This is a genomic window from Haliea sp., assembly GCF_040221975.1.
Taxonomy (GTDB): Bacteria; Pseudomonadota; Gammaproteobacteria; order Pseudomonadales; family Halieaceae; genus Haliea.
Genome location: NZ_JAVJWR010000023.1, coordinates 38320 through 51572, shown reverse-complemented (window position 1 = coordinate 51572; position 13253 = coordinate 38320). Strand labels below are relative to the sequence as shown.

Annotated in this window: 13 protein-coding genes; all 13 read right to left on the bottom strand. The window is 61.7% G+C overall.

Annotation, left to right across the window (positions count from 1 at the left end; translation table 11 throughout):
- Positions 1 to 57 precede the first annotated feature (57 nt).
- Positions 58 to 915 (bottom strand): hypothetical protein, encoded by an 858-nt coding sequence (locus RLO07_RS08795; protein WP_462291769.1) that lies wholly within the window; start codon positions 913 to 915, stop codon positions 58 to 60.
- Positions 916 to 1117: 202 nt separating this feature from the next.
- Complete coding sequence (adk, locus tag RLO07_RS08790; protein ID WP_462291768.1) at positions 1118 to 1765, bottom strand: adenylate kinase; 648 nt, start codon at positions 1763 to 1765, stop codon at positions 1118 to 1120.
- A gap of 140 nt (positions 1766 to 1905) precedes the next feature.
- Positions 1906 to 2718, bottom strand: a complete 813-nt coding sequence (mazG, locus tag RLO07_RS08785; protein ID WP_462291767.1) for a nucleoside triphosphate pyrophosphohydrolase — start codon at positions 2716 to 2718, stop codon at positions 1906 to 1908.
- 9 nt (positions 2719 to 2727) lie between these two features.
- Positions 2728 to 4959 carry a GTP diphosphokinase gene (relA, locus tag RLO07_RS08780; protein ID WP_462291766.1) on the bottom strand — a complete coding sequence of 744 codons (2232 nt, stop codon included), beginning with the start codon at positions 4957 to 4959 and terminating at the stop codon, positions 2728 to 2730.
- Positions 4960 to 4972: 13 nt separating this feature from the next.
- Complete coding sequence (gene cysM / locus RLO07_RS08775; protein ID WP_462291765.1) at positions 4973 to 5869, bottom strand: cysteine synthase CysM; 897 nt, start codon at positions 5867 to 5869, stop codon at positions 4973 to 4975.
- A gap of 63 nt (positions 5870 to 5932) precedes the next feature.
- Positions 5933 to 6304, bottom strand: coding sequence for a holo-ACP synthase (gene acpS / locus RLO07_RS08770; protein WP_462291764.1), 372 nt, complete (start codon positions 6302 to 6304; stop codon positions 5933 to 5935).
- A complete protein-coding gene (recO, locus tag RLO07_RS08765) occupies positions 6301 to 7029 on the bottom strand; it encodes a DNA repair protein RecO (RefSeq protein WP_462291763.1) in 729 nt (242 codons plus the stop codon). The genes acpS and recO overlap by 4 nt, the downstream gene beginning before the upstream one ends.
- A gap of 17 nt (positions 7030 to 7046) precedes the next feature.
- A complete protein-coding gene (era, locus tag RLO07_RS08760) occupies positions 7047 to 7955 on the bottom strand; it encodes a GTPase Era (protein WP_462291762.1) in 909 nt (302 codons plus the stop codon).
- Positions 7945 to 8622 carry a ribonuclease III gene (gene rnc, locus RLO07_RS08755; protein ID WP_462291761.1) on the bottom strand — a complete coding sequence of 226 codons (678 nt, stop codon included), beginning with the start codon at positions 8620 to 8622 and terminating at the stop codon, positions 7945 to 7947. The genes era and rnc overlap by 11 nt, the downstream gene beginning before the upstream one ends.
- A 6-nt stretch (positions 8623 to 8628) precedes the next feature.
- On the bottom strand, positions 8629 to 9015 hold the full coding sequence (locus tag RLO07_RS08750; RefSeq protein WP_462291760.1) for a DUF4845 domain-containing protein: 387 nt from the start codon (positions 9013 to 9015) through the stop codon (positions 8629 to 8631).
- A 29-nt stretch (positions 9016 to 9044) separates the two neighbouring features.
- Positions 9045 to 9884 (bottom strand): signal peptidase I, encoded by an 840-nt coding sequence (gene lepB / locus RLO07_RS08745; RefSeq protein ID WP_462291759.1) that lies wholly within the window; start codon positions 9882 to 9884, stop codon positions 9045 to 9047.
- Between the two features lie 6 nt (positions 9885 to 9890).
- Positions 9891 to 11690 carry a translation elongation factor 4 gene (lepA, locus tag RLO07_RS08740; RefSeq protein ID WP_462291758.1) on the bottom strand — a complete coding sequence of 600 codons (1800 nt, stop codon included), beginning with the start codon at positions 11688 to 11690 and terminating at the stop codon, positions 9891 to 9893.
- A 128-nt stretch (positions 11691 to 11818) separates the two neighbouring features.
- Positions 11819 to 13228, bottom strand: a complete 1410-nt coding sequence (locus RLO07_RS08735) for a Do family serine endopeptidase (protein ID WP_462291757.1) — start codon at positions 13226 to 13228, stop codon at positions 11819 to 11821.
- Positions 13229 to 13253: the final 25 nt, after the last annotated feature.

Here is a 13253-nt window from a genome sequence, read left to right as displayed (position 1 = left end):
GCCATAAAAAAACCCACGCCGGAACTCCGGCGCGGGTTCTTCAGTGCCCGCAGGCGATCAACTACCGGTGGCAGTGGCTTTGGGTGTGGCTTTCGCCTTTCTGGGTGCAGCCTTTGCCCGCTTCGGGGCCGCCTTCGCTTTCCCGACGGCGGCCTTTGCCTTGCTCGGCGCAGCTTTTGCTTTCCGGGGAGCAGCCTTTGCCTTCCGGGCCGCGGTTTTCGCCTTAGCCCTGGTTTTTGCCTTGACCCTGGATGCCGCCGGAGCCACTGACTCCGCCATGGTGTCCGCAGTCTGTGCCAGTGACTTGCGACCGGTACGAGCTTTTCTGAAGGCATTCCTGGTAGCAGCCTCGGCTTTCTTTTCCGCCGCGCGTAATTGCCCCAGAACTTTCTTTTCCAGTGCCTTGATCTTGGCGGCGTCGGCCTTCGCACGCTGCGCAGTCCACTTCTTGGCGTGTTTGGTCAGTGCCCGGGCCTTGTCGATCTCGGCCTTGGCCGCCAACTCCGCCTTTTTCTCGAGAATCTTTTCCTGTGCCGCAAGCTGCTTGGCTACCAGCGTCGCGTCCGCAACAATTTCCTTCACCCGCTGACGCGTTTCCCTGAGCTTGCCCTGCGCTGTTTCCAGGCGGGCCTTGGCACGAGCAGCGGCGTTCGACGCTGCCTTTTTCCCGCGCTCATCCGCTTTCGCCCGAGCGGCTTTCACCCGTGCCCGTGCGTCAGCCAGTGCCTTTTTCTCGGCTTCAACCGTGGACTTCAATTTGGCCAGAGTTTCACGCGACTTTTTTTCTGCCGTGGACACTGCGGTCGACTTTCTGCTCGCACTGGGCGCAGGCTTTTTGCGCGGCGCCTTTTTTACCGGCGCCTTGCGCACCGCTGTTTTGGTTTTTGTTTTCGCCTTGCTTTTGGCTGCTGCCATAATCCCACTCTCCAGATGCTGTTTGTAAATACCACGGGCGAGAAAATAGCAATATTCTCCGGGGCACACAACAACGTTTTTGCAACACATGCAACGAGTTTGCGCGCCGGTGAGAAAATAATTTGCGGGTTTTACGCGGGCTTGACTGGTCGGCGGGCGCATCCTTTCGCCCGGAGTCTGCAGAAAACGCTTTATTTATAGGTTATACGCCCAGTGCAGCGAACACTTTCCGACGTATGTCTTCAACGCTGCCGACGCCTTCGACCCGATGACAGGCAGGTGCGCGAGGCCCGGTCATGGACTGATAAAAATTCACCAAAGGGCGAGTTTGCTGCTGATAAACTTCAAGGCGCTTGCGAACCGTCTCTTCCTTGTCGTCGTCGCGCTGCACCAGGGCTTCACCGGTTTCGTCATCAACACCCTCACGCCGGGGTGGATTGTGCTGCACATGATAGACACGGCCCGAGGCAGGATGTACGCGACGACCACTCAATCGCTCGACAATTTCTTCATCATCCACTGCGATTTCAACGACGTGATCTATGTCCACGCCCGCGGCAACCATCGCTTCGGCCTGCGGTATTGTGCGCGGAAAACCATCAAACAAAAAACCGCCGGCGCAGTCTGGCTGTTTGATCCGCTCCTTCACCAGCCCAATAATGATGTCGTCGGAAACAAGAGCACCGGCGTCCATGACTTCCTTTGCGGCAAGGCCGAGTTCGGATTTCGCCTTCACCGCCGCCCTGAGCATATCGCCCGTGGAGATTTGCGGGATGCCGAACTCTTCGATGATGAACTGGGCCTGGGTGCCTTTACCGGCGCCGGGTGCGCCAAGGAGTATCAATCGCATTCAGGTACTTCCTCAATGTCTGTAGAGCGGCTATCGCAACCGCACGAGCAGGTGTTTTGCGCTGCCGGATTGTCGGAGGGTCGTAACCATACACAGGGGCAGGACTTTGCACAAGCCCGGAACGGGGCAACAAACCGGCATCAGGTCAGCACCTTTGCAGCCCGCCAGAGTTGGTCCAGTTCAGTCGCGGTGAGCGCCCGCAGATCAACGGCTCCCTCGGCAGCGGCAGATTTTTCCATGGCCCGAAACCGCTGTTCAAATTTGGCAGACGCCTGCCTCAGCACGGCCTCTGCATCCAGCCCCAACTGGCGCGACAGGTTGACGCAGGTAAACAGCAGATCGCCCATTTCATCGGCGATCGCTGACTCCGAACCGGCCTCAATGGCTTCCTGCAACTCACGCCGTTCTTCATCCACTTTATCCAGCACAGCGGCAGCGTCAGCCCAGTCAAAGCCGACCAGCGCTGCCCGCTTTTGCAGTTTCTGTGCCCGCGGCAATGCCGGCAGTGCCACCGGGACATCATCCAGCACCCCGCCCTGTGCCCGCGCCGCACGCTCGTCACGCTTGATCGCCTCCCAGGAACGCTTTACTTGCGCGACATCCAGCGAGTCGGCCACAACACCCTCGATCTCTCCGTGCGCAAATACATGGGGGTGGCGCCGCAACAGCTTGTCCACCAGGGTGTGTACGATATCCGGAAAAGAAAACAGGCCCTGCTCTTCCCCCAGCCTGGCGTAGAACACGACCTGGAACAGTACGTCACCCAATTCTTCGGCGACGTGGGGGTAGTCCCCGTGCTCTATTGCTTCCGCCAGTTCGTAACATTCCTCCAGAGTGGAGGGCACGATACTGCGAAAGTCCTGCTTCAGATCCCAGGGACAGCCACCATCGGGATCGCGCAAGCGCTGCATCACCCGCAGCAGGTCGTTTACCGTATAGTGCCCGGCAGTCACATCACCCCCCTATTCAGACACCCGGGCAACGGAAATCACGTTGCTCAGGCGATCGATTCGCTCCAGCAGTTTCGACAGTGCGCCCAGATCAGGCACTTCCACCGTCAGGCGCATGGTGGCTGTATGCCTTTTCTTGTTGGTCTGTGTATTGATTGCCAGCACGTTGATCCGCGCATTGGCGAACAGCCCGGTGATATCGCGCAGCAGGCCCTGGCGGTCATAGGCTTCGATGGCGACATCCACTTCATAATTTTCCCGCGGCGATTCCCCCCAGGCCACTTCAATCACGCGCTCCGGCGACGTCTCCTGCAATTTCAGCAGGCGCGCGCAGTCGCTGCGATGAATACTGACACCGCGGATCTGGGTAATGAAGCCGACGATGGCATCACCGGGCAGCGGCTTGCAGCAGCCAGCCATGTGGGTCAGCAGGTTGCCAACACCCTGCACCTTGATCTGGCTGCGGGAAACCGGGCCGCTGCCGGGCCTCGCTACCTGCAGCTGCGGCTCGGGGCGCTTTTCCACCAGGGACTGGGCCGCGTTGAGCACGGTGGCCGAACTCAGGTCACCGGCACCGACCGCCGCGAACATGTCCTCCACGGTGGCCATATTGACCTTGTCCGCCACTCGCCGGTAGTCGACGCTGGTGAGTGCGAGACGGCGAAACTCCCGCTCCAGCAGGTGCCGGCCGGCGTCGATGTTGTCTTCACGGGCCTGCGCCTTGAACCACTGCTGCACCTTGGCCCTGGCCCGGGAGGTGCGCAGGAAGCCGAGCCCGGACTGCAGCCAGTCGCGCCTGGGGCTGCCCTGCTTGCTGGTCAGGATTTCCACTCGTTCACCGGTCTTCAGGCTGTAGGTGAGGGGCACGATCACGCCATTGACCTTGGCGCCGCGACAGTGGTGTCCCACTTCCGTATGCACATGGTAGGCAAAATCAAGCGGGGTGGCGCCCTGGGCGAGATTCACCACATCGCCATTGGGCGTAAACACGTAGACCCGATCCTGGGCGAGATCGAAACTGAACTGCTCCGCCACATCCCCGCTGTCGCCGGTCTCTTCGTGCCAGTCGAGCACCTGCCGCAACCAGGCGATTTTCTCTTCATAGCTGCTGGCCATGCCGCCACTGGAATCAGAACCCTTGTAGCGCCAGTGTGCGCAAACCCCCAGCTCGGCCTCCTCGTGCATCTGGCTGGTGCGTATCTGCACTTCGAGAATCTTGCCCTCGGGCCCGATGACCGCTGTGTGCAATGAGCGATAGCCGTTTTCCTTGGGATTGGCTATGTAGTCATCAAACTCATTGGGTATATTGCGCCACAAGCCGTGCACCAGTCCCAGGGTCGCATAACAGTCCTTGATCTCAGGCACCAGAATGCGCACCGCTCGGATATCGTAAACCTGGGAAAAACCGATGCCCTTGCGCTGCATTTTCCGCCAGATGCTGTAAATATGTTTCGCCCGGCCACTGATGTTGAACTGCAGCCCCGCCTGCTCCAGCACCCGGGTCAGCTCCCCGGTCACACGCGCAATGAAGCGGTCCCGCTCCAGGCGCTTGCCATCCAGCAGCCGTGCGATCTTGCGATAGGCGTCGCTGTAGATATAGCGGAAGGACAGGTCTTCCAGTTCCCATTTCAGGTGTCCGATCCCGAGCCGGTGCGCGAGCGGCGCATAGACATCGAACACCTCGCGGGCGATGGGCCAGCGTCGCTCCTCATCGTTCTTGACCGCGCGAATGGCGCAGGTCCGCTCCGCCAGCTTGATCAGCGCGACCCGCACGTCGTCCACCAGGGCAACCAGCATTTTGCGAATGTTGTCTTTCTGGCCGTGCGCCTGGCCCAGCACCGGAGAATCCACCTGGGTTTTGAGATCGCTTATGGCAGCCATGCGCAGCACACCACCGATCAGGTTGCGCACCCCCGGCCCGAAGCGCTCACCCACTGTGTCCAGTTGCAGCCGCTCTTCGCGCACCGCGCGATAGAGAATGCCGGCGACCAGGCATTCGGTGCCGACGTGCAGCTCTGACAGGATCTGGGCGATATCAAGCCCGGTGACAAAGCAGTCCGACTCCCGCGCCCAGTCGGGCACATCGCGGCCCGGCAGGGAGCCGGCCTCCCGCGCCAGTACACAGGCGCTCAACAACAGCTCCTGCTCATCCAGCCGGTGCGCCAGCGGCAGCTGCTGCAGCCAACGCTCCAGATCTATCTCGCCGGAAGCCGTGAGATGCGATTGTTCCCGTACTCGGACCATCGTTGGGCTCCGCTCAGGGGCTGGCGAAGACGCCCGTGGACAAATAGCGATCACCGCGATCGCAGACAATAGCGACGATCACCGCATTGCTGACCTCTTTCGACAGCTTGATCGAGGCGGCAATCGCACCGCCGGAGGAAACACCGCAGAAGATACCCTCCTCCCGCGCCATCAGGCGCATGTGGTGTTCGGATTCGGCCTGGGAAATATCAATGACCCGATCAACCCGGGCGGCGTCGAAAATCGCCGGCAGGTAGGCGGGAGGCCAGCGCCGGATGCCGGGGATACTGGAGCCCTCCACAGGCTGCAGGCCGACAATCTGGATATCGGGGTTCTGCTGCTTGAGGTAGGCCGACACCCCCATGATTGTCCCGGTCGTGCCCATGGACGCGACAAAATGGGTAATCGTACCCCTGGTCTGGCGCCAGATTTCCGGTCCCGTCCCGCGGAAGTGCGCCAGCGGATTGTCGGGATTGCCAAACTGGTCCAGCACCCGGCCCTTGCCCTCGCTCTGCATTTGCAGCGCCAGGTCGCGGGCACCCTCCATCCCCTCGGCCTGGGTCACCTCTACCAGTTCTGCACCATAGGCGGACATGGCCTGTTTCCGCTCGGCACTCATGTGCGCGGGCATGATCAGGATCAGACGGTAGCCGCGGATGGCAGCGGCCATCGCCAGGGCGATGCCGGTGTTGCCACTGGTGGCTTCAATCAGGGTGTCACCCGGACGGATATCGCCCCGCAGCTCCGCTTCCGCAATCATGCTCAGTGCCGGGCGGTCCTTTACCGAGCCGGCAGGGTTGTTGCCCTCCAGCTTGGCAAGCAGCGTGTTCGAGGTGTTGCCAGGCAGACGCTGCAGGCGCACCAGGGGGGTATTGCCAATGCAGGCTTCAATCGTTGGATATTCGGACATAATTCACCGTTACCCGCCGGGCGGGGCAGTATATCGACTTTCACCGGCGCGGGCATGCACCGATCATTTCAGGGCCGCAAAGGCCACCACATACGCCTGTTCATCGGCCAGCGACAATAGCATGGCGGTGCCACCGCGACGTTTCAGGACTTCCGCGGCACCGCCGGACAAATGTACCAGGGGGGCGCCATGGACATCGTGGCGCACCTCGATATCCTGCCAGCTGACGCCGCGCCCGATGCCCGTGCCCAGGGCCTTGGCGATCGCCTCCTTCGCGGCAAAGCGTTTGGCGAGCAGGCGTACCGGCTGCTGGCTGGCGGCGTATTCGCCCTGTTCCGCCAGCGTCAGGATGCGTCGCACGAACTTGTCTCCCAGCCGGGCCACTACGGCTTCGACCCGGACCACCTCGAGAATATCCGTACCCAGGGCGATCACTGCTGCTGGCTCCGGTCGCGAAACTGACGGAACAGTTCCCGGCTGGCCAGCGGCCGCTCACCGAGGTGCCCGGCCAGGGCCTGACGCAGCAGGCGCTTGGCCGCGCTGGCCTGCTCGCCATCGTAGTGCCCGGCGGCGATCGCCAGCAGGTCCCGTCCCGAGAACAGCACCGCCGGAGTGTGCGCATGCCGTGCGCAGGCGACCAGTCCGAACTCCGTCTGGTATTGATACCAGCCTTCCGGCGTCACCGGTTTTCCGCTGTACCCGTCGACTGCAGGATCGAAATGGTAGCCCAGGGCTTCCAGAAGGCAGAATTCGAACCGGCGCAGGCAGGCATCGCCAGCAGCGTCGGCCGCCAGTTGCTGGAGGGTGTCACCGTAACGGGCAAACAGCTGTGGCTGGGGATCCTGGCGCTGCAGCAGGCGCACCAGCAGTTCATTGAGGTAGAGACCAGTGAAAAGGCGCTCTGCCTGTAACCGGGGGGCGCTGCCTGCGGCCTCGACCGCCACCAGCTGCTTCATTTCCGCGCGCCCCGCAAAGCTCACCAGCAGGGGACGAAACGGTTGCAGCAGGGCAGCCTGGGTACCGCCGCGACTGCGCCGGCGGGCGCCCTTTCCCACCAGACTCAGGCGGCCGTGCTCAGCGGTAAACAGTTCCAACAGCAGGCTGGTGTCGCGCCAGGGGCGACTGTGAAGCAGATAGGCGGGCTGGAGATTTACGCGCATGAGAGGCTCGCTCGCACTCAGCGATCATCGTAACCGAGGCTGCGCAGGGCCCGTTCGTCATCCGACCAGCCCGATTTCACCTTGACCCAGAGCCGCAGCATGATCTTGCTTTCGAACAGCCTTTCCATGTCGCGGCGTGCATCGGTGCCGATAGAGCGCAGGCGACTGCCGCCCTCGCCAATCAGGATACGCTTCTGGCCATCGCGCTCGACCAGGATGAGGGCGGAGATATTGAGGATGGCCTCCTCCTGCTTGAACTCCTCGATTTCCACTGTCACCGCATAGGGCAGCTCGTCACCGAGCTGGCGCATGATCTTCTCGCGCACTATCTCCGCCGCCAGGAAGCGCTGGCTGCGGTCGGTAATCTGGTCCTCGGGGAAAAAATGGCCGGCCTCCGGCAGGCGCTGGCGAATCTCCTTTTCCAGCGCGTCCAGGTTCTGGCCGCGCAGGGCCGAGAGCGGAATAATGGTGGCAAAAGGTGCCCGCTCGGCCAGCTGCTGCAGCTGCGGCAACAGTACGGTCTTGTCTTCCAGCAGGTCCACCTTGTTCACCACCAGCAGGGTCGGCACAGCCGCCTGGGCCACACGCTGCAGGACCATGTCATCCTCGTCGGTCCAGGCGGTGCGATCCACCACCATCACAATGACGTCGACATCGCGTATGGCGCTGCTGGCGGCGCGGTTCATGTAACGGTTTATGGCCCTCGGCTCAGCGCGATGCAGGCCCGGGGTATCGACAAAAATGAACTGGCAGCCGGCCTCGGTTTTGATCCCCAGTACCTGATGGCGGGTAGTCTGGGGCTTGCGCGAGGTAATGCTGATCTTCTGGCCCAACAGGTGGTTCAGCAACGTCGACTTGCCGACATTGGGTCGACCAACGATGGCGACATAACCGCAGCGCTGGATGGTATTTGTCTCATTGGCCATGGGTTAGTGCCTCCAGTGCCGCCTCGGCGGCCGCCTGTTCCGCCTTCTGGCGGCTGCCACCGCCACCCTCGAAAGTCCGTTCGGGTTGCATGACGCGACACAGGATGCGAAACACCTGTTGATGATCTTCGCCGTCAACGGCGAGCAATTCGTAGGCCGGCAGGGGCCGACCGCGGCCCTGCAGGTACTCCTGCAGCCTGGTCTTGGCATCCTTGCCCGCAGCGCCCATCTCCAGGCCTTCGAGCCGGCCGTGAAACCAGCGCAACAGGCACTCCCGGCAGCGATCGGTGCCACTGTCCAGCAGGATAGCCCCGGCAATGGCTTCGAGAACATCCGCGAGGATGGACGCCCGACGATGGCCGCCGCTCTTGCGCTCACCCTGCCCCAGGCGAACAAACTCGCCCAGGCCCAACTCGCGCCCTATTTCCGCCAGTGTGTCGCCCTTGACCAGAGTCGCCCGCATGCGGCTGAGGTCTCCCTCCCGGGCCTTGGGAAACTGCTGGTAGAGGGACTCCGCAATCACATGATTGACAATGGAATCGCCGAGAAACTCAAGCCGTTCGTTGTTGTTGCCGGACGCACTGCGATGGGTCAGGGCCAGCTGCAAAAGGCCAGGATCACTGAACTCATGGCCCAGCAATTGCTGCAGGCGGCGAAGCTTATCCATGCGGCATCAGGGGGCTTGGCGGACGCCAGCTTCCCTTTCCAGATCATCGAAGCGGATGACCACATCAATCTTGCCGAACAGCGGAATGCGCGCCTCGTGGCTGGCATCGATATAGGTTTTGCCATCCTTGCGGAACACCTCGACCTCACTGGGCTTGAGGCCATAGATCTGGTTGGTATTGAAAAGATTGGCGAGCTTGCGACGGATGTCGGCGATGGTATCCGTGGCAGGGTCATGCTCGGCGGCAACCCTGGTGACGACATCGCGGATGGTGAAGTACTCGAAGTAGCTGGGAGCCATTTTCAGGCCACACATGACGAAGAACCCGACCATGATCGCAATGGCGAGCATCCCCGGGAAGGACATGCCGGACTGCTGTTGCCGCAACTTCATATTGTTTACCCCGCACGCTATCTGTGGACTCATTTTATCGTGCCGGCGCGACTGAAGCTGGGGATACTGAACAGCGAATCCCAATGCATCCAGATCGCGAAGGCCTTGCCTACTATATCCCTTTCCGGCACCAGGCCCCATACCCTGCTGTCACTGCTATTGTCGCGGTTGTCGCCCATCATGAAATAGTGGCCCGGCTCCACCACCAGGGAAAAATCCCGCCCCGGTCGCGTCTGGTCGTCCTGCATCAGGTGCGGCTGGTCGCCCAGGATCTCAAGACCCACCTCCACCCGTGCCTGCCCGTCCGGCACCACGGTCAGCGACTCGGTGGGCACTGGCTCACCATTCACGAACAGGCGCTTGTTGCGATAGCTGACCGTGTCCCCGGGCAGACCGATCACACGCTTGATGTAATAGGTGTCATTCATGTGCGGCGGGAAGAACACCATGACGTCACCGCGCCGGGGCTCGTTGATGTTCATGACCTTGGTCCGCACGACAGGCAAGCGGATACCGTAGGTGAACTTGTTGACCAGGATGTAATCGCCGACTTCGAGGGTGGGGACCATGGAGGACGAGGGAATCTGGAACGGCTCCACCAGGAACGAGCGCAGCACGAACACCACGAACAGCACTGGGAAGAACGACCGCGAGTATTCCACCAGGACTGGCTCGGACGCAGTGGTGCGCACTTTGGCCTCGTAGGCGGCCGCATCCTTGCTGCCCTCATCGGACCACTGCGGATGCGCCACCTGCAGGGCCTGCCGGGTCCGCCGTCGGCGCGGCGCCATGAACAGGGTATCGAACAGCCAGATACCGCCACTGCCAAATACCAGCACTACCAGAACCAGAGGAAAATCTATCGTCATATCGGGCTATCCATCCACTTTCAGCACCGCGAGGAAGGCCGACTGGGGAATTTCCACATTGCCGACCTGCTTCATGCGTTTCTTGCCTGCCTTCTGTTTCTCCAGCAGCTTCTTCTTGCGCGATGCGTCACCGCCATAGCACTTCGCTGTCACATTCTTGCGCAGCGCTTTCACGGTCTGGCGGGCCACAACCTTGCCACCGACCGCTGCCTGAATCGCGACATCGAACATCTGCCGCGGGATCAGTTCCTTCATCTTCTCGGTGAGTACCCGTCCCCGGTGCATGGTGTGGTCGCGATGTACAATCACCGCCAGCGCATCCACCCGTTCGCCATTGATCAACACATCCAGTCGCGCCAGGTTGGCGGGCTCGAAGCGGTCAAAACTGTAGTCCAGGGAAGCGTAACCGCGGCTGACTGACTTCAGCCGGTCAAAGAAATCGAGCACCACTTCCGCCAGGGGAATATCGTAGACCACCGAGACCTGGCTGCCCAGAAACAGCATGTCCTTTTGCAGGCCGCGCTTTTCCACGCAGAGGGTGATCACGTTCCCCAGGTGCTCCTGGGGAACCAGGATATTGCAGCGCGCGATGGGCTCACGCATCTCTTCGATTTCGCCCGGGTCGGGCAGTTTCGAGGGACTGTCGACGTAAATGACCTCGCCGTTCTTTTTTACCACCTCGTAGACAACCGTGGGGGCGGTAGTGATGAGGTCGAGATCGTATTCCCGCTCCAGCCGCTCCTGGATGATCTCCATGTGCAGCATGCCGAGGAAGCCACAGCGGAAGCCGAAACCGAGCGCATCCGAGGTCTCGGGCTCGTAAAACAGGGAGGCGTCGTTGAGTGTCAGCTTGGACAGAGCGTCGCGGAAATCCTCGTAATCATCGGTAGAGATGGTAAATATTCCCGCATAGACCTGCGGTTTGACCTGCTTGAATCCGGGCAGTGATGGCACCTCCGGGTGCTGGGCATTGACCAGGGTATCCCCGACCGGGGCACCGTGAATATCCTTGATACCGGCCACCACAAAGCCCACCTCACCGGCCTTGAGTTCGCCGGTCTCCAGCCGCTTGGGGGTAAAAATGCCAACCGCGTCAATCTGGTGTACCCGGCCGGTGGATTTGGTAATGATCTTCTCGCGCTTGCGCAGCACTCCCTGCTTGACGCGCACCAGCGACACCACGCCGAGGTAGTTGTCGAACCAGGAGTCAATGATCAGGGCCTGCAGGGGAGCGTTGATGTCACCCTCCGGTGGTGGAATGTTTTCCACCAGGTACTCCAGCGCATCCTCTATACCCATCCCCGACTTGGCGCTGACCAGGCAGGCCTCGGTCGCGTCGATACCAATGATCTCTTCGATTTCCAGCTTGACCTTGTCCGGGTCAGCCTGCGGCAGATCCATCTTGTTGAGTATCGGCAGTACTTCCAGGCCCTGCTCAATGGCCGTGTAGCAGTTGGCTACGGACTGGGCCTCCACACCCTGGCCGGCATCGACCACCAGCAGGGCGCCCTCGCAGGCGGACAGGGAGCGCGACACTTCATAGGAAAAGTCGACGTGGCCGGGGGTGTCGATGAAGTTGAGCTGGTAGACCTTGCCGCTGCGCGCCGTATAGTTGAGGGTGACGCTCTGGGCCTTGATGGTAATGCCGCGCTCGCGCTCGATATCCATGGAATCGAGCACCTGCTCCGCCATCTCCCGCTGACTCAGGCCACCGCAGTGCTGGATAAAGCGGTCCGCGAGGGTCGATTTGCCGTGGTCAATGTGCGCGATAATCGAAAAATTGCGGATGTGGCTTAGATCACTCACTCAACTGGGCTCGGCTGGGGTAAAAAGGTGCTGGCGAAAGGACGCGCGATTGTACCCCAATGCCCCGGCCACCGCCATGCCGCGCCGCGCAGGCGCAGACGACAGCGGCACTGGACCGGCGGGCGAACTCAGTCGCGGAGCTTGAGACCGATAAACAGCGGTGCGCCGCGACGAATCAGGCGCAGGGGGACAGAGTCACCGGCCTCCAGGCGCGACACCGCACGCTCGAACGACGCCACATCCTTGACCGGGGTGGAACCGAGCATGGTGATGACATCGCCCGGCAGGACGCCGGACTCTGCCGCCACCGAACCCGGGGACACCTGCCGCACCAGCACACCGCCGCTGATGCCGAAGCGCTCCAGAGCCTCGGGGCCGGCCTCTTCCACCACCAATCCCAGGCGACCGCCGCGATCCTCGCCGGCCCGGTCGCTGCTCAGGGCGTAGCTGTCGTCCGCGTCCAGGCCACCAACCTTGACCCGCACGGTCTTGCGCTTGTGGTCCCGCATGATCTCCACCGGCACCGTGGTATCCGGAGCGGTCAGGCCGACCACGTGGGGCAACTCGGCCGACGTGGGAATATCCTTGCCGTCAAAGCGCAGGATCACATCCCCCGCCTCCAGGCCCGCCCTGGCGGCGGGACCATCCCCGGCCAGTTGCGCGATGAGTGCCCCCTGGGGCCGGTCGAGGCCGAAGGATTCCGCCAGGGTCTTGTCGACATCCTGAATGGTTACACCCAGCCAGCCGCGGGTAACGCGCCCGCTTTCCTTGAGCTGGGCCACAACGTTGCGCACCACACTGGCGGGGATCGCAAAGGACAGGCCGATAGAGCCTCCACTGCGGGTAAATATCTGGGAATTGACCCCCACCACCTCTCCATTGAGGTTGAACAGCGGACCACCCGAATTGCCCGGGTTGATGGCGACATCGGTCTGGACAAAGGGCACGTAGTTTTCACCCTGCTCAGTGGGCAGGCTGCGGCCCATCGCACTGACGATCCCCGCGGTTACCGAGTAGTCGAGACCAAAGGGAGAGCCGATGGCCACCACCCACTCCCCGACTTCCAGCTCGTCACTGGCTTCGAGGCGCAAATAGGGCAGCGAACTGGCCTCTACCCGCAGCAACGCCAGATCCGAACGCGGGTCGGTCCCCACCACTTCCGCCTCGAACTCGCGGCGGTCAATCATCCGCACCAGAACGTTCTCGGCACCTTCGACGACATGATTGTTGGTCACCAGGTAGCCATCGGCCGAGATGAAGAAGCCGGAGCCCATGGACATGCGCTGGCGCTGCTGGGGCGGCTGCGGCTGCTGGCCGCGGAACTCGAAGAAGCGGCGCAGGTATTCCGGAATTTCTTCCATGTCATGAGGATTGCTGGCGCTGCGCCCGGGAGGATGCTGAACCACGATCTTCACGACCGCCGGTGACCCCGACTTCACGATTTCGCGAAAGTCCGGCAGCGACTGCGCCGCCAGCCCGGGAGCTGCCAGCGTCAGGCAGAGGAAAAACAGTGTCGACAAGGTTCTGCGTGAAATCATGCAATCAATCCATTTCAGGTGTTGT

What these genes read in the sequence shown, in the direction of transcription:
- relA (WP_462291766.1), bottom strand. Translation starts at nt 4,959, where the DNA reads ATGGTCCGAGTACGGGAACAATCGCATCTCACGGCTTCCGGCGAGATA.
- rnc (WP_462291761.1), bottom strand. Translation starts at nt 8,622, where the DNA reads ATGGATAAGCTTCGCCGCCTGCAGCAATTGCTGGGCCATGAGTTCAGT.
- RLO07_RS08735 (WP_462291757.1), bottom strand. Translation starts at nt 13,228, where the DNA reads ATGATTTCACGCAGAACCTTGTCGACACTGTTTTTCCTCTGCCTGACG.
- RLO07_RS08750 (WP_462291760.1), bottom strand. Translation starts at nt 9,015, where the DNA reads ATGAAGTTGCGGCAACAGCAGTCCGGCATGTCCTTCCCGGGGATGCTC.
- era (WP_462291762.1), bottom strand. Translation starts at nt 7,955, where the DNA reads ATGGCCAATGAGACAAATACCATCCAGCGCTGCGGTTATGTCGCCATC.
- RLO07_RS08795 (WP_462291769.1), bottom strand. Translation starts at nt 915, where the DNA reads ATGGCAGCAGCCAAAAGCAAGGCGAAAACAAAAACCAAAACAGCGGTG.
- cysM (WP_462291765.1), bottom strand. Translation starts at nt 5,869, where the DNA reads ATGTCCGAATATCCAACGATTGAAGCCTGCATTGGCAATACCCCCCTG.
- lepB (WP_462291759.1), bottom strand. Translation starts at nt 9,884, where the DNA reads ATGACGATAGATTTTCCTCTGGTTCTGGTAGTGCTGGTATTTGGCAGT.
- adk (WP_462291768.1), bottom strand. Translation starts at nt 1,765, where the DNA reads ATGCGATTGATACTCCTTGGCGCACCCGGCGCCGGTAAAGGCACCCAG.
- recO (WP_462291763.1), bottom strand. Translation starts at nt 7,029, where the DNA reads ATGCGCGTAAATCTCCAGCCCGCCTATCTGCTTCACAGTCGCCCCTGG.